This window comes from Flavobacterium marginilacus (genome assembly GCF_026870155.1).
GTDB lineage: Bacteria > Bacteroidota > Bacteroidia > Flavobacteriales > Flavobacteriaceae > Flavobacterium > Flavobacterium marginilacus.
Map to the genome: position 1 here is coordinate 508597 of NZ_CP113975.1, position 19505 is coordinate 528101.

Genomic DNA, 19505 nt, shown 5'->3' on the forward strand with positions numbered 1-19505 from the left:
CCTATATTTGAAAAAAGTATATAAGTAACCGAACTTTCGCTAATTTGTATGAATTACTACTTAGAAACAAATTCACTTCGAATTCTAAATAAAAAACTGCATTTACTACCGAAGAATTGTTTTACTTCTGGATTGTCAATCTTTGAATTAATGTCAGATTTAATTAAAAGTGATAAAGAATTCAATATTAGAAAGAGTGTAATAAATAATGTTATCAGCAACAACTTAAATATCAACTGGGATTCTCAAAAGACAATTAAAGCAAAAGCATTTCCTCAAATAACTTTTGATGATGCTGAAACTCATGGATTAAAAGAGCTTGTAAATCAACTAATAAAAACAAATGACCGCGATAGTTTTTTACAGAGTTCAGAAAGTTCAAAATATAACCATCAATTTTTTAATAATCTTGACAAACTTTATTCTTGTAATTTCATTGAAGCAACAATAAGCGCAAACAAAAAAATAAAATCGCAAGTTGATAGTGATACAACTTCATTTGCAAAGCAGTTTGTTAAGTCTTTACGTTTAAATAATGAACTCAATGAAGGAATGACACTTTTCGTAATTGTCAACGATATAATTGATGCACTTGAAAAACAATTAAATTTAGCAAACATCAATAGAGCTAAAATTTTTGCAAGTTATAATGGTAGCTTCGATGTATATCTAAAATATTTTTCACACTATTTGGCTACTAAAAGTTCAGAAAATAAACTACCTGGCGGAAATGACTTTTTAGATTTATTACATTTAATTTATCTCGGAAATGGAAAAGAATGTAAAATCGTGACAAATGATTCTCTTTTAAAAAATTTGGATGTAGCTATTTCAGTTGAGGATTTTAGCGATTTATACAAAATCTAACTGCTAGTAACAGCCTGTAACCGCAATCGCGGAGATTTCCGTAGCTGGAAGTTGTTGTTTCACGAAGAAACATTATCTTCGGCAAAGAGAATTCAGTTCGCTTTGATTCGCGACTGCGGTTACAGGCAAAACGTTAGCACCAATAATACAATATAGATGGGAATATTCGACATATTTAAAAAGAAGCCAAAATTTGTAGACGATATATTCGGTGAATTAAACTACACTACATTTAGTGACAACTCTAAAAATTTTTATGATGGTACTGTGAAATTTGACCTAAAAGAAATTGGAGTAACAATTGATGCTGATGAAAATGGCCCAACAAAAAAACAAAAAGAATTCTATACTAAATTGCGAAACAATTATTCAGCAATAAAAGTTGACATAATTATTCCGCACTTAAAAGATGAATTGGAAGATTGGGAAGAAGAAAATCAAATTATTGACTTTGACAAAGAATTTATTATAGATGGAATTTCTTTAACAAGGATTACAGATAAGCCTGTTCATTGGTCTTTGACATTATATTCTACTAAAATTGGCCATTATGTGACAATTGAATTTATAGATCAAGCCCCGCAAAAACGAATATTAATTGACGGATAAATTATTGGTGCTAACAGCTGCAACGGATTTGTGCATTTGGCTTAATTGAAAGCTGATTTTGTATTTGGAATTATTTAGCTTCCATTCTTTACGGATTGCGCTCCAAAATGAGAGTTATTTTATTGAATTCACAATCAAATGTGCCGTTTTTTTGCTCGCACCAATTCCGCCCAATTTTTCTTCGAGCAGATCGTAGTTTTCGAGCAGGGTTTTGCGGTAATTGGGTTCGAGGATTTTGGTTAATTCTTCGCGGATGCGTTTGCTTGAGCAGTCGTCCTGAATTAATTCGGTTACCACTTCTTGGTCCATGATTAGGTTGACAAGCGAAATGTATTTCAGCGTGATGATGCGTTTGGCGATTTGGTAGGAAGCCCAGCTGCCTTTGTAGCAAACGACTTCGGGAACTTTAAAAAGTGCCGTTTCCAGCGTAGCCGTCCCTGATGTTACTAGTGCGGCCGCAGCGTTGCGCAATAAAGCATAGGTTTTATTGGAAACAAATTTTATATTTTCGCCTGATATAAATTGCTGGTAAAATGATAATTCCTGACTTGGCGCTCCTGCAATCACAAATTGATAATCTGGAAAATCCTTGACAATACTCAGCATTACCGACAGCATTTTGCTGATTTCCTGCTTGCGGCTTCCCGGCAAAATGGCGATGATTGGTTTTTCGGATAAATGATTTTCGGCTCTGAAAGCATTGGCATCAATACTCGATTGATTGTGGATGGCATCGATTAAGGGATGACCGACAAACTCAACCGGAAATTTGTGTTTAACTTCGTAAAAGTCTTTTTCAAAAGGTAAAATCACGTACATTTTGTCTACGTCGTGTTTAATCGCTTTGATTCGGTTTTCTTTCCAAGCCCAGATTTGGGGAGAAATATAGTAATGGTTTTTATATCCAATTTCTTTGGCCCATTTGGCAATCCGCATGTTGAAACCAGGATAATCAATGTAAATAATGACGTCCGGTTTGAACTGAGTAATATCATTTTTGCAGATAGTGATGTTGTTTAAAATGGTTTTTAAGTTGAAAAGCACTTCAACAAAACCCATAAAAGCTAAATCGCGATAGTGTTTTACCAATGTTCCGCCTGCATTCTGCATCAAGTCACCGCCCCAAAAACGGATATCGGCATTTGGGTCTTCTTCGTAAAGAGCTTTCATTAAATTGGAACCGTGTAAGTCTCCTGAAGCTTCTCCTGCAATAATGTAGTATTTCATTTTTTATTTTTTTGGTAAACAAAGAAAGTACGAAGATACTAAGTTTCTAAGATTTTTCATTAGCATCTCAGAAACTTAGCGTCTTAGCGGTTTTATGGTTAAAGAAACAGAGTAACAATGGTCAGGATAATAACTGCCAAAACGACACCTCTTGCCATAAGTTCTTTATTCATTTTCAGTAATATGCCAAAGGCAATTAAATCAAGTATGGAACCGAGAGTTACTATTTTTCCGAGGTGGCCTTCTCTTTTCATGGATTGAATTCCGGCTGTAAAATCCGAGTGGGTTACAAGCGTGATGTAGAGAAACATTCCCAGAAAGGAAGCTGCAATTCCTATTATAAATCCGATGAGTAAATCTTTTTTATTCATTTTAGTCTCTTTTATTTAATCCAGTCTCTATTGGTCAGGTTTTGTATGGCGTAGTGTGCCGTTAAGTCAAATTGTACAGGAACTATGGAAATAAATCCGTTTTGCAGTGCCCATTCATCAGTGTCTTCCCCTTTGTCAAAATTGACAAATTCTCCAGTCAGCCAGTAATAGTCTTTGCCCTGCGGGGTTTGGCGTTTGTCGAATTTTTCGGTCCAGATGGCATTCGCCTGACGGCAGATTTTGATTCCTTTGATTTCTTTTTCCTTTAATTTTGGAAAATTCACATTCAAGATGACACCTTCTGGCAGTTTATTCTTCAAAACTTCCAGTGTAATTGTTTTGATGTAGGATTTGATTTGTGTAAAGTCGGCATTCCAGTCATAATCCAATAAAGAAAAGCCAATCGCCTGAATACCTTCGATTCCTGCCTCCACTGCGGCACTCATCGTTCCGGAATAGATAACGTTTATTGACGAATTGGAGCCATGATTGATACCCGAAACGCATAAATCCGGTTTTTGTTTTAGAATTTCATGTACTGCAATTTTTACACAATCGACAGGTGTGCCGGAGCAGCTGTATTCAGTAATTGGATCAGTGTCTTTGGAAATTTTATTGAGATGTAAAGTGTTGTTTATTGTGATGGCATGGCCCATAGCGCTTTGAGGTTTGTCTGGAGCGACAACAATAATGTCGCCTATTTCGGCCATTACTTCGATTAAAGTTCTTATTCCGGGAGCAGCGATTCCGTCGTCATTTGTTATTAGTATTAAAGGCCTTTCATTTTTCATTGGAGGGATGTTAAAAAGAATAATTTTTTGATAAAAATTGTATTTGAAAACAAATGTACTAACACAAAATCTTATATTGCGAACAAATAAAATATATTTTTGTGCCAAATTTGAAGAAAGAGAAAAAATCTATTTTATACCTTTAACAAAAAATTATGTAGTGTTGTAAGGGGTTGGCATGGTTTTTAACGTAACTTAGTTTAAAAAAATTGATGAATTCTATTGTAAGCTTTATGAAAAGAAATTATAAAATACTTATAGCAGTGGTATGCCTATCGGTTACCTTATTTGCGTTTAATATTAATTCTAGAAAAGCTATAGATCCGGATAGAGACAAACTGCTTTTGGAATTATTAACTTTTGTAATTGAGAAAGGACATTATAATCCTGCTATTGTTGATGATGATTTTTCAAAAGGAGTCTACAAAGATTATATTGCAGCATTGGATCCGTCCAAACGTTTTTTCCTGCAGTCGGATATTAATGAGTTTTCCAAATTCGAATTGGAATTAGATGATCAATTGAATAATAAAGATTTAACCTTTTTTAATCTTACATATGATCGTTTAATGCTTCGTATGGATGAAAGCAAAAAAATATTTAAAGATATCTTAAGCAAACCTTTTGACTATAGTGTTGATGAAGATTTCAATGTGGATTATGATAAAGCGCCATATGCTAAAAACAGCACTGAACTAAAAGAAAAATGGAGAAAACAAATTAAATTATCTACTCTTTCGTCTTTTACAGATAAGAAAAAACTGGAAGAGGATAAGAAATTGAAAGATCCAAAATATGTAGAAAAAAGTGATGCAGCTTTAGAGGCAGAAACCAGAGAGAGTTCTTTGACTTCATTGAATGATTCTTTTGGGTTTATGAATGAATTAAAAAGAGACGATTGGTTTACATTATATATCAATTCAATTATGTCTCGTTTTGACCCGCATACTACTTATTTTGCTCCAGAAGAAAAGGAAAGATTTGACGTGAGCATGAGCGGTAAACTTGAAGGAATTGGTGCCAGACTGCAAAAGAAAAATGATTACACTGAAATTTCAGAATTAATATCAGGCGGGCCGGCTTGGAGAGGAAAACAGCTGGAAGCAGGAGATTTAGTAATGAAAGTCGCTCAGGGTAATGGTGTGCCGGTTGATGTGGTTGGAATGCGTCTGGATGATGTTGTTAAAAAAATTAAAGGGCCAAAAGGTTCTGAAGTTCGTCTGACAGTTAAAAAAGTTGATGGAACTATTCAGATTATATCTATAATACGCGATATTGTTGAGATTGAAGAAACGTATGCGAAATCAAGTGTGGTTGAAAAGAATGGTAACAAATACGGAGTAATTTATCTTCCTAAATTTTATATCGATTTTGAAAACAAAGACGGCAGAGATGCTGGTAAAGACATTGCACTTGAGGTCGACAGATTGAAAAAAGCAGGCGTGAAAGGTATTGCTCTTGATGTTCGCGATGATGGCGGAGGATCTTTGTCTACTGTTGTTGATATTGCAGGTTTGTTTATTGAGCAGGGGCCAATTGTTCAAATAAAATCAGCAGGAAAGAAAAAAGAGATTCTGTATGATACGGATAAAAAAATCGAGTGGGATGGTCCATTGGTAATCATGGTAAATGAATTTTCTGCTTCTGCTTCAGAGATTTTGGCTGCAGCTATTCAGGATTATAAAAGAGGAATTATCATTGGAAGTAAACAGACTTATGGTAAAGGAACTGTTCAAAATGTGATAGATTTGAATCAATTTGTACGTAATAATTCTACAGGAGATTTAGGTGCGCTGAAAACAACCACTCAGAAATTTTACAGAATTAATGGAGGTTCAACACAATTAGAAGGAGTAAGCAGCGATGTAGTTATGCCGGATCGTTATGCATATTTAAAAATGGGTGAACGTGATGAGGAGAACGCAATGAAATGGGACAAAATTGATCCAGCTCCATATACGGTATGGGATAAAAATTCAAAATTTGATCAAGCGGTTGCTAATAGTAAACAAAGAATTGAGAAAAATATTCAATTTCAATTGATTGAAGAAAATGCAAAATGGATCGATAGCAGAAGCCATGAGAATACTTACAGCTTGAATGCAGATAAATTTAAAGTAGCTCAAAATCAGATAGAGGAAGCTGCTAAAAAGTTTAAACCTATTATTGATTATCAAAACAATTTAAAATTCACTTCATTGCCATATGAATTAGAAGGATTTAGCAAAGATTCAGTTCTGAAAGAAAAAAGAGATAGATGGCACGAAAGTCTGTCAAAAGACATTTATGTTGAAGAAGCTTTAAATGTTTTGGAAGATTTACAGCCAAAAGCAATTGTAAAAACCAGTATTCCTGGTGATAAAAAAGGAAAGCTGGTTAAATCATAAATTTAAATTATTTTATAATAATAGAAAGCGCTTCAATTTTTGGAGCGTTTTTTTTTGTTAATAGAAGTGATAAATGTTAAATAATAGAATAAACGGTCTTTCGTTTGATTGATTTTTTTAAGTTAGAAAAACTAATTTATATCTTTAGCGAAATATTTTTGAGATTTAAAAATTAAGAAGCTGTTATTATAATGTGATTTTTTTAAAAGAAATATTTTAGTTTTATCTAAAAACATATTAATAAAACAGTATAGATGCTAGTATTTATAAGTGAATTTATCTAGTTCCAAGTGCTGTTGGGAGTCAAAAATAAAAGGTTTTATATGAAGAAAAATTACAAAAAACTCATAGCTGTAGTATGCCTTTCGGTCAGCCTATATGCATTTACAAGTGATTTAAACAATTCCAAAAAAGCAATTGATCCCGATAAAGATAAACTGCTGATGGAGGTATTGATGTTTGTAATAAACAAAGGGCACTATAGTCCTGCAGCTATTGATGATAATTTTTCAAAAGGAGTTTATGGCGAGTATATAAAAGCTTTGGATCCGTCCAAACGTTTTTTCCTGCAGTCGGATATAATTGAGTTTTCTAAATACGAACTGGAGCTGGATGATCAGTTAATGAACAAAGATCTGACTTTCTTTAATCTGACTTATGACCGTTTGATGCTTCGTATGGGCGAGGGAAATAAAATATATAAAGAAATATTAAACACTCCTTTCGATTATAAAATTGAGGAGAGTTTTAATGTCGATTATGATAAGGCACCATATGCTAAAAACAATATAGAATTAAAAGAAAAATGGAGAAAACAAATTAAATTATCTACGCTTTCCTCTTTTACAGACAAGAAAAAATTGGAAAACGAAAAGAAGTTAAAGGATTCAAAATATATAATAAAAACGGATGCCGTTCTGGAAGCAGAGACAAGAGAAAGTTCTATGAAGTCATTGAATGAATCTTTTGGGTCTATGAATGAATTAAAAAGAGAGGATTGGTTTGCATTGTATATTAATTCTATTATGTCGGGATTCGATCCTCATACTACTTATTTTGCTCCAGAAGAAAAAGAAAAATTTGATGTAAGCATAAGCGGTAAATTTGAAGGTATTGGTGCTCAATTACAAAAGAAGAACGATTACATTGAAGTCTTAGAGCTTATTTCTGGAGGTCCGGCATGGAGAGGGAAACTATTGGAGAAAGGAGATTTAATTATTAAAGTAGCTCAGTCAAATGGTGCTGCTTTAGATATTGTAGGTATGCGTCTGCCAGATGTTATAAAAAAAATTAAAGGTCCAAAAGGTTCCGAAGTCCGTCTTACTGTAAAAAAAGCAGATGGTACGATTCAAATTATTCCAATCATTAGAGACATTGTTGAAATTGAAGAAACGTATGTAAAATCAAGTGTTATTGAGAAAAACGGTCTAAAATACGGCGTTATTTATCTGCCTAAATTTTATGTCGATTTCGAAAACAAAGACGGAAAGGGAAGAGACGCCGCTAAAGATATGGCTCAGGAAGTAGATCGTTTAAAAACAGCTGGCGTGAAAGGAATTGTTCTTGACGTACGTGACGATGGCGGAGGTTCATTGGAAACAGCTGTAAAAATTGCAGGTTTATTTATAGAGGAAGGACCCATAGTTCAGGTTAGGTCAGCTTTAAAAAAAGAAATTCTGTATGATACTGATAAAAAAATAGAATGGGACGGTCCCTTGGTAATTATGGTAAATGAATTCTCTGCTTCTGCTTCTGAGATATTGGCAGCAGCAGTTCAGGATTATAAACGCGGGATAATAGTCGGCAGTAAACAAACCTTTGGTAAAGGAACCGTTCAAAGAGTAATCGGCCTGAATCAATATATTAAGAATAATATTTACGGAGATTTTGGAGCTTTAAAGACAACTATTCAAAAATTTTATAGAATCAACGGCGGTTCTACTCAATTAGAGGGAGTAAGCAGTGACGTGGTAATGCCGGATCGTTATGCTTATTTAAAAAAGGGGGAACGTGATGAAGCGAATGCTTTGCCTTGGGATAAAATAGATTCAGCTGTTTATAAAGTTTGGGACAGCACTTCAAGATTTGATGAAGCTGTTATCAATAGCAAAAAGAGAATTGAAAATAATGTTCAATTTAAATTAATCGAAGAAAACGCAAAATGGATTGACAGCAGAAGCGCTGAAAAAGAGTACAGCCTGAATATCGATAAATTTAAAATTGCCCAAAATCTGACTGAAGAAACGGCCAAAAAATTTAAACCAATCGCTGATTATAAAAATAATTTAAATTTTAATTCATTGCCATATGAATTAGAAGCAATAAGTAAAGATCCTATTCTAAAAGAAAAAAGAGAAAAATGGCATGAAAATTTATCGAAAGACATTTATGTTGAAGAAGCTTTAAATATTTTGAATGATCTACAGCCAAAATCAATTGTCAAAACCAATATTCCTATCGATAAAAAAGGGAAATTAGTTAAAAGATAAATGCGACAGAGATTATTAAACTAATTAAACACTTGTAAATTATTTTGCAGGTGTTTTTTTTTGAAATAAAAAAGCATCCTATGACTAGAATGCTTTTTTTAAAATGATTAGCGGAATGACCTATTCCTGTACTACGATTTGATAACATAATATACAAATCACAAATATCAATATTATCCCCGAGACGAGGACAATATAATTTGATAATTTTTGAGAGTACAACTCAAAAAAACCTTTAGTACCAAATACCACGAAGGTACTAAAGGTGAAGAAAATTAAAATTTCCAAAAACAAATTTAATCCTAAGAACGTATTTTGCGCTTTTAAAATAATACAGCCACTGCTGACAGTACCTTCAAAAAACAGTACAAGAACAAATGAGATAAACAGCGCAAGAAGAATCCATTTGGTTTGGGCCATTAGTTCCCGTCTAATCATTTATAAAACATTTAAATTTAAAGTACAAACATCAGTAATAAAATCAGTATCCACAATACCCACTTTTGGTGATATTTCAATTATTTTTGTTTTGATAATTTGTAACTGATTTAAAATTACATAGGCAATTTCGTATAGAATAAAATTCTGTACAGTAAAAAAAACACATTTATAGTTTACACAGTTTGTTTATATTTGTAGAAATTAAAAAAATGCCAAAAGAAATTACCCCATATAAAGATTCTTCTCTCAGTAAAAAAGAACAAGTTGCCCAAATGTTTGATACAATTTCTGGCAACTATGACAGTCTAAACCGCGTAATTTCGTTTGGAATAGACGTTAAATGGAGAAAAAAAGTTTTGAAATTAGTTTCAGAAACTAACCCTCAGACTATATTAGATATTGCTACAGGAACTGGTGATCTTGCTATTTTAATGTCACAAACCAAAGCAAAAAAAATTATTGGTCTTGATATCTCTGCAGGAATGCTTGAGATAGGGACTAAAAAAATTCAAGAAAAAAATCTCTCACAAACTATCGAAATGGTATTGGGAGACTCAGAGAATATGCCTTTTGAGGACAATTATTTTGATGCAATAACGGTTGCGTTTGGTGTTAGGAATTTTGAACATCTTGAAACAGGTCTTACAGAAATCCTCAGGGTATTAAAGCCTGGCGGAATATTTGTTATTCTGGAAACATCCGTGCCTGATAAGACACCATATAAACAAGGATACAATTTTTACAGTAAAAACATTTTGCCTCTAATCGGAAAAGTTTTCTCAAAAGACAATGCAGCTTATGGATATTTATCTGAATCTGCGGCTGCTTTTCCTTATGGTGAGGCTTTAAACAATATTTTGAGAAAAACTGGGTTTATAATGGTGAACGCATTGCCTCAGACATTTGGCGTTGCAACTATTTATTCTGCTTCCAAAAAATAATGCTGAAACATTCAGCATAAATATTCAGCACAAATATGAAAAAAATAATTGTTTTAATTTTATTGTGTATTGCTGTAAAAGGGAACTCTCAAAATTCTAAAGGAATTTTTAGTAAGGATCCGATAATTAATTTAGAAAATTGGCAAAAGAAGAGACTCTATTTTGGTTTTTTCTTAGGATTCAATTCTTATGATTTTAAAATTGATTATAAAACTGTAGGTCCTGATGTGCAGGTGGATAAATCGGGAGGTTTCAATGTAGGACTTGTGACAAACTTCAGGCTTCAGGAATATTTAGACTTAAGGTTTGAACCAGGTCTCTATTATTCAGACAGAACTCTGCATTATCCTTCAAACGCAGCTTTTGACACTCCGAATGATGCAATAAGAAAGGTAAACAGCACCTATGTTAATTTTCCGTTACTGCTAAAATTTTCAGCCCTTAGAACTGGAAATATAAGACCTTATTTACTGGGGGGAGTATCTGCAAATTTAAATTTGTCGAGCAATGCAAAATCCCCAGATGACAATCTCGAAGAGCGGTTTAGAGTAAAGACCTGGACAACCAATTATGAATTGGGAATTGGAATTGATATTTTTTCAGAGTATTTTATATTCTCGCCTTCCCTTAGAGGACAATTTGGACTTTCAGATGAATTAATTCGGGATAAAAATCCAAACAGCCCTTGGACCGGCAATATAGAATCTATGAAATCGAGAGCAATTTTAATTAATTTCACCTTTCATTAGGATCAATTCAATTATTGTTTTTTTGAGTAACAGAAAAAGCTTTTTTAGTAATTGAGAAATCAGGGCTAAAGATAAGCATTGGGTATTTCTGCATTTATTTATAATTATTACCGAACCAGACTGGAAATTTTAATTCAAACCCTGTCTCCTGAATTCGCTTAAAATAATGGCAGTTGCTGTAGCTACATTCAAACTTTCGGTGATTTGGAGTTCTCCAAAACGAGGAATGGTGATTCTTTTTGCAATCAGTTTTTCTATGCTTTCAGAGATGCCGTTTGCTTCATTTCCCATAACAATAATACCTTCCTGAGGTAAAGCTGTTGTGTAAATATTTTCACTGTCCATAAAGGTTCCAAAGACAGGCAGTTTAGTTTTTTCAAGAAAAGAAACTAAATCGACATAATTAACGTTTACTCTAGTAATTGAACCCATAGTTGCCTGAACTACTTTTGGGTTATAAATATCAACAGTTTCTTTTGAACACACTAACTGCTGAATTCCAAACCAATCGCACAGCCTAAGAATCGTTCCCATGTTGCCTGGGTCACGGACAGAGTCTAGAGCAAGCACGAGTCCGGATTCAGTTATTTTGTTTTCAACAGGAATTTTGAACACTGCCAAACACGTATTTGGAGTAGTTAAGGCGCTTATTTTGTTCAGTTCATTTTCAGAGATGAGTGTCTTGCTGTGAGAAGAAATTTCTTTGAAATCTTCTTTGATCGTGTAAAGATGTTCCAGTTCAAAATTTGATTTTACTAATTCTTGAATTACTTTTACACCCTCAGCAAAAAACAGCTGATTAGCAAAACGATATTTTTTTTGCTGCAGACTAGATATAAGTTTTATTTGGTTTTTACTAAGCATAAAAGATGTATTTTTGAATTAAATATACTATAACACGAATTCCCACATGAATAAATGTTTTTTTTTCTTTAAAATAAAAAATAGTTTTGCCAAAGATGTAAGGCGGTCTATACTTTTTAAGGAGAAAAAGAATGTGGCAAAAATAGCAGTATTTATTCTAATTAGTGTTTTTTTCTATGCTTGTAATTCAGAAAAAAGAGTTCCTGCCAGAAAACAGCTCCTTGTAAAAAACGAAATTTTTGAGAATGATAAATTACTCAAAAACCAGACTATTTATGATCAGTTATATCAGCAGCCTAACAGTGATATATTAGGATATCGAATGCTGCTGAACATCTACAATCTGGCAAATCCTAATCCTGATTCTACTTTTAATCTGAAATATTTAAATAATAAAAAAAAATATGACAGAGAGGTTAAATGGCTTTCGGCAAAACAGATTGAGGGACTTCGACATTCGTTTTGGTATCTTGGGATTCACAATTTTTTAAAAGAAACGGGAGAAGCACCAGTAATAGCAGATACTTTAAAAGCAATAAAATCACTTACAAGGCTCAAAAGTTATTATTTTAACAACGGTTATTTTGATATTAAAGCGTCATACAAACTAGATTCTCTGACCCCTAAAAAAGCTCAGATAAAGTACTATTTGGCTACTGGAAATCCTTATTTTATTGATTCTGTAAAGACCAAAATAAAAACTCCTGCTTTAGATTCACTTTATCAAGGTGTAAAATCGGCATTGATTCCTGGAAATCAATACAAAACTGAAGATTTTGAAAATGAAAAAAATTATATCAGTACTTATTTTAGAAATCATGGAGCTTATCGTTTTCAGCCCAATTATATCAATTTCGATATAGATACTATCAATAAAAAAAACAAAGCAACAGTGGTTTTAAATGTTGAAAATTATTCGTACCAAGAAAACGATTCGACGAAAACGGAGCCTTTTAAAATATACAAAATCAGCGGGATTAAAATTTTCACAGACTACTCGACAGCAAATCACAATAAAGCAGTTAAGGATAGTGTGACATATAATAATATGACTTTATACGGTTTTGAAAAAATAAAGTATACGCCGCACGCCATAACAGATGCTATATTTATCACCAAAGGAGATGTGTTTACTGATACCAAAACTGTTTTGTCTACCAGATATTTGAATAATTTAAAAACCTTTAATTATCCAGTTATCCAATATGAAATCGATAAAAAAGATATAACTGCACAGTCTTTGATTGCTAAAGTTTATTTAACTCCCCGAAAAAAATTCAGCTTTGGCTATACTTTAGATTTTACACATTCTAATATTGAAGATTTTGGTATTACAGGAAGTATCACAGAGACAGTGCGGAATGTATTTAATGGCGCCGAAACATTAGAACTTTCGGCTAGAGGTAATATTGGAGCATCAAACGACATTGCTAATTCTAATGATAGTTTTTTTAATGTGTCTGAATATGGTGTAGATGCAAAATTGAATTTCCCTCGGGTGTTATTTCCAGTCAAAACCGAAAAAATAATCCCAAAAAGCATGATTCCTTCTACAGTGATTAGTCTGGGGCTTTCCAAACAAACCAATATTGGACTGGACAAGGAAAACTTTACAGGATCTTTTTCATACAATTGGACTCCAAAAAAAAATACAACCACGCGTTTGGATCTTTTAAATTTTCAGTTTGTCCGCAATCTGAATCCTAGTAATTATTTTCATGTTTATACCAGTTCTTATGATGCTATAAATAGTATTGGAAAAACCTATAATGTAAATCCGCTCAATGTGGACACCAGCGGCAATTTAATTATAGAGAATGGAACAACAGGTTTTACAAATGATGTTTTAACACTCAAGACAGCGCTGACGCCAAATGATGCTGAATTTCAAAATGTAAACAGTATTGAACAGCAGCGAATAAGACTTACTGATAATGATTTTATACTGGCAACTAATTTTAATTTTACAAAAACAAGCCGAAAGGATTTGCAGGACAATGATTTTTATACTTTCAGAACAAAAATAGAATCTGCGGGTACTATATTGTCAGCAATATCTGCAATTGGAAATATTCCTAAAAACCAGAACGGAAATTATGAGCTTTTTAATTTAGAATATTCTGAGTATATAAAAACGGAATTTGATTTCATAAAACATTGGAGTGTTGGTAAAACTGGCATCTTTGCCATGCGCAGTTTTTTTGGAATTGCTATCCCATACGGGAACTCAAATACAATCCCGTTTACAAAAAGTTACTTTGCAGGAGGATCAAATGACAACAGAGCATGGCAGCCTTACAATCTTGGGCCAGGGAGCAGTTCCTTTTCTAATGATTTTAATGAAGCCAACATGAAAATTGCTTTTAGCGGCGAATATCGTTTTCCAATTGCTGGCAAATGGGGAGGAGCTTTTTTTGCAGATGCGGGTAATATTTGGAACGTTTTGGATGCAGTTACATATGAAGCGGCAAAGTTTAGCAGTGTAAAAGACTTGAGCGAAATCGCTGTAGGAACAGGATTTGGTCTCCGATATGATGTGAGTTTCTTCGTTGTTAGGATAGATTTAGGATTTAAAACCTACAATCCAGCCAAGGAAACTGGGGAAAGATGGTTTACACAATATAATTTTGCAAATTCTGTATTTAATTTTGGTATCAATTACCCTTTTTAAGTGCTAATTAATTCTTATTTTTGCAAATTATAATCTAAAAACTAAAAAAACAATTAAAAGAAAATTACAATGGCACACAATATTAAACCCGGAGTAGCTACAGGAGACCAAGTTCAGGAAATATTTAGATATGCAAAAGAAAAAGGCTTTGCCCTTCCTGCAGTAAATGTTATAGGATCTGACACAATTAATGGAGTACTGGAAACTGCTGCAAAACTAAATGCCCCAGTTATTATTCAATTTTCAAATGGAGGAGCGCAATTCAATGCAGGAAAAGGACTTTCTAATGCTGGTGAAAAAGCAGCTATTGCAGGTGGTATTGCTGGAGCAAAACACATACATACATTGGCAGAAGCTTACGGTGCAACTGTTATTTTGCATACTGACCATTGTGCAAAAAAATTATTACCATGGATTGATGGGTTATTAGACGCTTCAGAAGCACATTTTGCAGCAACTGGTAAGCCTTTATTCTCTTCACACATGATTGATTTATCTGAAGAGCCTATCGAAGAGAACATCGAAATCTGTAAAGGATATTTAGAGAGAATGAGCAAAATGGGAATGACACTTGAAATCGAACTTGGAATTACAGGTGGTGAAGAAGATGGTGTTGACAATTCTGATGTTGACAGCTCAAAATTATACACACAGCCAGAAGAAGTAGCATATGCTTACGAAGAATTATCAAAAGTGAGTCCAAGATTTACAATTGCAGCTGCTTTTGGAAATGTTCACGGAGTTTACAAACCAGGAAACGTAAAATTAACTCCAAAAATCTTGAAAAATTCTCAAGATTACGTTCAGGATAAATTCAAAACAGGTTCAAACCCAGTTGATTTCGTTTTCCACGGAGGATCTGGTTCTACACTAGAAGAAATCAGAGAAGGAATCAGCTATGGCGTTATAAAAATGAATATCGATACTGATTTGCAGTTTGCATTTACTGAAGGTATCCGTGATTTTATGGTGAACAATATTGATTACTTAAAAACTCAAATTGGAAACCCAACTGGTGCAGATGCTCCAAACAAAAAATTCTACGATCCAAGAAAATGGCTTCGTGAAGGTGAAGTAACTTTCACAGCAAGACTTGAGCAGGCTTTCGCTGACCTGAACAATGTGAATACATTGTAAATTTCAAATTTCAAATTACCAATTATGAATTATGGGTCTAACTCATAATTCATAATTTATAATTCATAATTACAAAAAAAATGGCTTGGTTTAAAAGAAAAGAAAAAGGAATCACTACGGCGACTGAAGACAAAATGGATATCCCAAAAGGGCTTTGGTACAAATCACCTACAGGGAAAATTATTGATGCTGAAGAATTAGCACGTAATCTATTTGTAAGTCCCGAAGATGGTTTTCATGTTAGAATTGGGAGTGAAGCCTATTTTGATATTTTATTTGACAACAATGAGTTTGTTGAATTAGACAAAAATATGACTTCCAAAGATCCATTGCATTTTGTTGACACCAAAAAATATTCAGAAAGATTAAAAGAGGTGATGGACAAAACCCAGCTAAAAGACGCTGTGCGTACAGGAGTTGGAAAATCCAAAGGAAAAGAAGTCGTAATCTGCTGTATGGATTTTGCCTTCATTGGCGGATCTATGGGTGCAGTTGTTGGAGAAAAAATTGCAAGAGGAATTGATCATGCAATCAAAAACAGACTTCCTTTTGTGATGATTTCTAAATCAGGTGGAGCCAGAATGATGGAAGCGGCATATTCTTTGATGCAGTTAGCAAAAACATCTGTAAAGTTGGCACAGCTGGCCGAAGCTAAATTACCGTATATTTCACTTTGTACTGATCCAACAACTGGAGGGACAACAGCTTCATATGCAATGCTGGGAGATATCAATATTTCTGAACCAGGAGCCTTAATTGGTTTTGCGGGTCCGCGTGTAGTAAGAGATACTACTGGTAAAGATTTACCAGAAGGATTTCAAACCGCTGAGTTTCTTCTTGAACATGGTTTCTTAGATTTTATAACACCAAGAAAAGAATTGAAAGATAAGATTAATTTATATCTTGATTTGATTCAAAACAATCCTATTAGATAATTTACGAGTTTTCTAAAACATAAAAAACCAAGAAAATTTTTCTTGGTTTTTTTTTACATCTTTATTTTAAATCATTTAGTTTATGGCGAGAATTTTTACTGTTTTACTGATTTGTTTGCTTTTTTTTAATTGTAAAAAGGAAGAAAGCGAACAGAAAAACATTTCTTATATAATCTCTAAAGAGAATAAAGAGAGAATTAAAGGTAATTATATAATTCCTCCTCCTCCGCCTATTCCTGGTTGGTTATTTTATGGAACAGATACATTTATCATTAATTCTGATACTACAGCATATTATATGAAAAACAAAGGGGTAGGATTTGTTTGCGGAACAATGACAGCAGATACAATTCCTTATTTTGCGGATTTAAATCCTCGAGATTTAATTGAAATTTCAAATAAAAATATTTTTGATTTTATAAAGTTGAATTATAACGATGACTTTAGAAATGCAACTTTTATTGCATCAAATTCTGATACAATAGATTCTGAAATCTTTTTTGATTTATATAAAGCTTTAAATATTTTCAAAAAAGATCGTGATTTTATCGCTATTAGACGGACAACACAAGAAGAAGATACTGTTATTTTTTATAAGAGAAACAATAAGACTTATTATTCAGGAAGCATTCAATGGGACAAGACAAAAATCAAATTTCCAAAATAATAAAATCTCAGAAACTTAGAAATTCAAAGACTTTGAAGCTTATTTCGGTCTGTTCTTGTTTAATTCTTTTTCGGCAATTTTAAAAGCTAATTTTTCACGCCATTTGGCATATCGTTCACTGAAAACTACTTTTATAGCACTATCAACAGCACCATGCATGAATAAGCTCCAGACACTGGCGGCTTTTCTGGTAATTGATTGGTCCCAAGCACGAAGCGTCAAGGAGAAAGAGCCGTCAATATAGCGCATCCAGTGCCACATTCCAGTCGGCATAAATAAAGTATCGCCATGTTCCAGAAAAACCTCATAACCTTCAACTCCTTTTAGGGCTGGGAATTTTTCAAAATCCGGATTGGCAACATCATAATCTTCTAAGGCATAAGTAGTATTGGGGATACAATAAAGTCGTTTTTTCCACTTATAATCGAATAGTATAATATGTTTTCGGCCTCCAAAATGTGTGTGAAAAAGATGAGGCAGATCAATATCGTAATGTAAAAAAGTAATGGCTTTGGATCCTCCAAAAAACATGGCCGGCATACTTTCTATAAAACCTCCCATTAAATCCTTGGGAACTTTTACATCATTGACTAATTCTGGTATGTGCTTGAAAAGATTAAAGAAAAATATACGCAGATCTGTAGGCTCTCTTTTAATTAAATCCAAATATTCGCCAAATTTCATGCTGGCAATCGATGCATTGATTATTTTGGCAGGATCAGCCTTGGAATTGTCCACAAGTTTTACTTCAATATCTCCAGCTATTTCTTTGAAATAATCGATTGACCATTTATCTCGGGCTGGCCAATCTTTTGTCAGACCTTTTATGATTAGAGGTTTCTTTTTGTTTAAATAGTTTTTTTTAAAATCCTCTCTACTAATAGAGTCAACTATATCTACATTTTTTAAAATAAAGCTCATTTATAAAAAATTTAATTAATTGGATTCTATATCCAAAACTAACTAAATATTCATCGCTCTCCAAATTACACTTAAATAACAATAATATAATGAATGAGAATAATTTTACATTCCAGTCCTGATAGCTTCTACTGGATCTAGCTTAGAAGCTGTAATCGCTGGGATAATCCCGGACACAACTCCTACAATAATTGATAGTCCCGAACCTATCAGTATGTTCCAGAAGCTTAGGATGAATTCAAAATCTAATGCCTTGGTAAGAACTATAGATACAATCCAGACCATGAAAAGACCTATTAATCCGCCAATTACGCAAAGAATGATAGCTTCGAATAAAAACTGGAATAAAATAAATCGGTTCTTAGCGCCTAATGATTTCTGGATTCCTATTAAATTGGTGCGTTCTTTTACAGAAACAAACATAATATTGGCAACGCCAAAACCGCCTACTAAGAAAGAAAAGAAACTTATAAAAATTCCTCCTATACGGAGTGAGCCTAAAATCTCATCTATAAAATCTAAAAAACCAGCAAAAACATTAATGAAAAAATTATCAATTTCTCCCGCTTTCAATCCTCTGAAATTTCGAAGTTTTTGAGAAATTTCACCTTTGTATTCTTCTATGTCCACTCCTTTTTCTGGTTTGAATATGATCACATTCGTTAAATTAGGATTGTTGTCGCCATACAGTTTTCGGACAAAATTAACAGGGATGTAAGCTGCGGAGTCATTACTTCCTCCAAATGTAGATCCTTCTTTTTTTAACACTCCAATAACGGTAAACCGCTGGCCGTATAATCTTACGTTTTTTCCAATTGCTTCAGTATCTTCAAAAAGAGATTTTGCAATATCGTCTCCTAAAACAATGACTGCAGCTCCAGAATTTGCTTCGGACTCATTATAAAATCTTCCTTCTTCAAATTTTAGTCCTTCTATGTCAATAAATTCATGTGAAACTGGCAGTATCTGTACAGCACTTACAATGTTTGAGCCGTATTTTATTGATTCGCTTCTGGTAAATATGCGGTATCCCAATTCATCAGTATGCGTCATTGCATCTTTTAGATAAATGTATTCGGAATATTTTACATTAGGAAACTGCTCTCTTTTCCACTGCGGGATGTCAGATGGGCCAAAAGGGAATTTTAATAAATAAATTGTGTTTTTATCCATGCTGCTCAGATCTTTTGAGATTTTTTTATCCAAAGAATCAACTGCAGCAAGTACTGCTATTATTGAAAATATTCCAATGGTTACCCCTAATAAAGAAAGAAATGTTCTTAATTTATTGCTCCGCAGTGCATTCATGGCAAAACCGAAACTTTCTTTTAATAACCGTAAGTAAACTAGCATATTTTTAAAATTTGTATTACTGTAAAGTTCTATCTTTTTATTTCTTTTGAAAAGTATTTAAAATTACATCGCCAGGAACTGTTTT

Annotated in this window: 16 protein-coding genes; 10 read left to right on the top strand and 6 right to left on the bottom strand. The window is 33.3% G+C overall.

What is annotated here, in order from left to right; translation table 11 throughout:
- The first annotated feature begins 150 nt into the window (after positions 1 to 150).
- Together OZP07_RS02285 and OZP07_RS02290 are read left to right on the top strand one after the other, a co-directional pair.
- Positions 151 to 867, top strand: a complete 717-nt coding sequence (locus OZP07_RS02285) for a hypothetical protein (protein ID WP_281637133.1) — start codon at positions 151 to 153, stop codon at positions 865 to 867.
- Between the two features lie 156 nt (positions 868 to 1023).
- Positions 1024 to 1476, top strand: a complete 453-nt coding sequence (locus tag OZP07_RS02290) for a hypothetical protein (RefSeq protein WP_281637134.1) — start codon at positions 1024 to 1026, stop codon at positions 1474 to 1476.
- Positions 1477 to 1590: 114 nt separating this feature from the next.
- Here the strand turns inward: OZP07_RS02290 and lpxB are convergent, their stop codons facing one another.
- From lpxB to surE, 3 genes are all read right to left on the bottom strand, one after another.
- Positions 1591 to 2703: a lipid-A-disaccharide synthase gene (lpxB, locus tag OZP07_RS02295; protein WP_281637135.1), complete on the bottom strand. Its 1113-nt coding sequence runs from the start codon at positions 2701 to 2703 to the stop codon at positions 1591 to 1593.
- Positions 2704 to 2801: 98 nt separating this feature from the next.
- Positions 2802 to 3074, bottom strand: a complete 273-nt coding sequence (locus OZP07_RS02300; RefSeq protein WP_194641202.1) for a hypothetical protein — start codon at positions 3072 to 3074, stop codon at positions 2802 to 2804.
- A gap of 11 nt (positions 3075 to 3085) precedes the next feature.
- Positions 3086 to 3865, bottom strand: coding sequence for a 5'/3'-nucleotidase SurE (gene surE, locus OZP07_RS02305; RefSeq protein ID WP_281637136.1), 780 nt, complete (start codon positions 3863 to 3865; stop codon positions 3086 to 3088).
- A 212-nt stretch (positions 3866 to 4077) separates the two neighbouring features.
- Here surE and OZP07_RS02310 point away from each other — a divergent pair, with 212 nt between their 5' ends.
- The 4 genes from OZP07_RS02310 to porT all read left to right on the top strand — a co-directional run bounded on the left by OZP07_RS02310 (position 4078) and on the right by porT (position 10872).
- Complete coding sequence (locus OZP07_RS02310) at positions 4078 to 6252, top strand: carboxy terminal-processing peptidase (protein WP_281637137.1); 2175 nt, start codon at positions 4078 to 4080, stop codon at positions 6250 to 6252.
- 323 nt (positions 6253 to 6575) lie between these two features.
- The gene (locus OZP07_RS02315) at positions 6576 to 8741 is read left to right on the top strand and encodes a carboxy terminal-processing peptidase (protein ID WP_281637138.1); all 2166 of its coding nucleotides are present in this window, start codon (positions 6576 to 6578) and stop codon (positions 8739 to 8741) included.
- Positions 8742 to 9391: 650 nt separating this feature from the next.
- Positions 9392 to 10123 carry a bifunctional demethylmenaquinone methyltransferase/2-methoxy-6-polyprenyl-1,4-benzoquinol methylase UbiE gene (ubiE, locus tag OZP07_RS02320; protein WP_194641198.1) on the top strand — a complete coding sequence of 244 codons (732 nt, stop codon included), beginning with the start codon at positions 9392 to 9394 and terminating at the stop codon, positions 10121 to 10123.
- A 35-nt stretch (positions 10124 to 10158) separates the two neighbouring features.
- Positions 10159 to 10872, top strand: a complete 714-nt coding sequence (porT, locus tag OZP07_RS02325; protein WP_281637139.1) for a type IX secretion/gliding motility protein PorT/SprT — start codon at positions 10159 to 10161, stop codon at positions 10870 to 10872.
- A 129-nt stretch (positions 10873 to 11001) separates the two neighbouring features.
- Here the strand turns inward: porT and OZP07_RS02330 are convergent, their stop codons facing one another.
- Positions 11002 to 11736, bottom strand: coding sequence for a TrmH family RNA methyltransferase (locus tag OZP07_RS02330; protein ID WP_194641196.1), 735 nt, complete (start codon positions 11734 to 11736; stop codon positions 11002 to 11004).
- A gap of 46 nt (positions 11737 to 11782) precedes the next feature.
- On the opposite strand from OZP07_RS02330, the gene tamL reads away from it, so the two are divergent.
- The 4 genes from tamL to OZP07_RS02350 all read left to right on the top strand — a co-directional run bounded on the left by tamL (position 11783) and on the right by OZP07_RS02350 (position 17146).
- Positions 11783 to 14407: a translocation and assembly module lipoprotein TamL gene (tamL, locus tag OZP07_RS02335; protein WP_281637140.1), complete on the top strand. Its 2625-nt coding sequence runs from the start codon at positions 11783 to 11785 to the stop codon at positions 14405 to 14407.
- Between the two features lie 69 nt (positions 14408 to 14476).
- Positions 14477 to 15544: a class II fructose-bisphosphate aldolase gene (gene fbaA / locus OZP07_RS02340; RefSeq protein WP_194641194.1), complete on the top strand. Its 1068-nt coding sequence runs from the start codon at positions 14477 to 14479 to the stop codon at positions 15542 to 15544.
- Positions 15545 to 15624: 80 nt separating this feature from the next.
- Positions 15625 to 16479: an acetyl-CoA carboxylase, carboxyltransferase subunit beta gene (accD, locus tag OZP07_RS02345; protein WP_194641193.1), complete on the top strand. Its 855-nt coding sequence runs from the start codon at positions 15625 to 15627 to the stop codon at positions 16477 to 16479.
- 82 nt (positions 16480 to 16561) lie between these two features.
- Positions 16562 to 17146 carry a hypothetical protein gene (locus OZP07_RS02350; protein ID WP_281637141.1) on the top strand — a complete coding sequence of 195 codons (585 nt, stop codon included), beginning with the start codon at positions 16562 to 16564 and terminating at the stop codon, positions 17144 to 17146.
- 39 nt (positions 17147 to 17185) lie between these two features.
- Here OZP07_RS02350 and OZP07_RS02355 read toward each other — a convergent pair whose 3' ends face one another.
- Positions 17186 to 18067, bottom strand: coding sequence for a cupin-like domain-containing protein (locus OZP07_RS02355; protein ID WP_281637142.1), 882 nt, complete (start codon positions 18065 to 18067; stop codon positions 17186 to 17188).
- 105 nt (positions 18068 to 18172) lie between these two features.
- Positions 18173 to 19420: an ABC transporter permease gene (locus tag OZP07_RS02360; RefSeq protein WP_281637143.1), complete on the bottom strand. Its 1248-nt coding sequence runs from the start codon at positions 19418 to 19420 to the stop codon at positions 18173 to 18175.
- Positions 19421 to 19505 lie beyond the last annotated feature (85 nt).

Coding starts and splice junctions, on each gene's coding strand:
- OZP07_RS02285 (WP_281637133.1), top strand. CDS start 151: ATGTCAGATTTAATTAAAAGTGATAAAGAATTCAATATTAGAAAGAGT.
- OZP07_RS02290 (WP_281637134.1), top strand. CDS start 1,024: ATGGGAATATTCGACATATTTAAAAAGAAGCCAAAATTTGTAGACGAT.
- lpxB (WP_281637135.1), bottom strand. CDS start 2,703: ATGAAATACTACATTATTGCAGGAGAAGCTTCAGGAGACTTACACGGT.
- OZP07_RS02300 (WP_194641202.1), bottom strand. CDS start 3,074: ATGAATAAAAAAGATTTACTCATCGGATTTATAATAGGAATTGCAGCT.
- surE (WP_281637136.1), bottom strand. CDS start 3,865: ATGAAAAATGAAAGGCCTTTAATACTAATAACAAATGACGACGGAATC.
- OZP07_RS02310 (WP_281637137.1), top strand. CDS start 4,078: ATGAATTCTATTGTAAGCTTTATGAAAAGAAATTATAAAATACTTATA.
- OZP07_RS02315 (WP_281637138.1), top strand. CDS start 6,576: ATGAAGAAAAATTACAAAAAACTCATAGCTGTAGTATGCCTTTCGGTC.
- ubiE (WP_194641198.1), top strand. CDS start 9,392: ATGCCAAAAGAAATTACCCCATATAAAGATTCTTCTCTCAGTAAAAAA.
- porT (WP_281637139.1), top strand. CDS start 10,159: ATGAAAAAAATAATTGTTTTAATTTTATTGTGTATTGCTGTAAAAGGG.
- OZP07_RS02330 (WP_194641196.1), bottom strand. CDS start 11,736: ATGCTTAGTAAAAACCAAATAAAACTTATATCTAGTCTGCAGCAAAAA.
- tamL (WP_281637140.1), top strand. CDS start 11,783: ATGAATAAATGTTTTTTTTTCTTTAAAATAAAAAATAGTTTTGCCAAA.
- fbaA (WP_194641194.1), top strand. CDS start 14,477: ATGGCACACAATATTAAACCCGGAGTAGCTACAGGAGACCAAGTTCAG.
- accD (WP_194641193.1), top strand. CDS start 15,625: ATGGCTTGGTTTAAAAGAAAAGAAAAAGGAATCACTACGGCGACTGAA.
- OZP07_RS02350 (WP_281637141.1), top strand. CDS start 16,562: ATGGCGAGAATTTTTACTGTTTTACTGATTTGTTTGCTTTTTTTTAAT.
- OZP07_RS02355 (WP_281637142.1), bottom strand. CDS start 18,067: ATGAGCTTTATTTTAAAAAATGTAGATATAGTTGACTCTATTAGTAGA.
- OZP07_RS02360 (WP_281637143.1), bottom strand. CDS start 19,420: ATGCTAGTTTACTTACGGTTATTAAAAGAAAGTTTCGGTTTTGCCATG.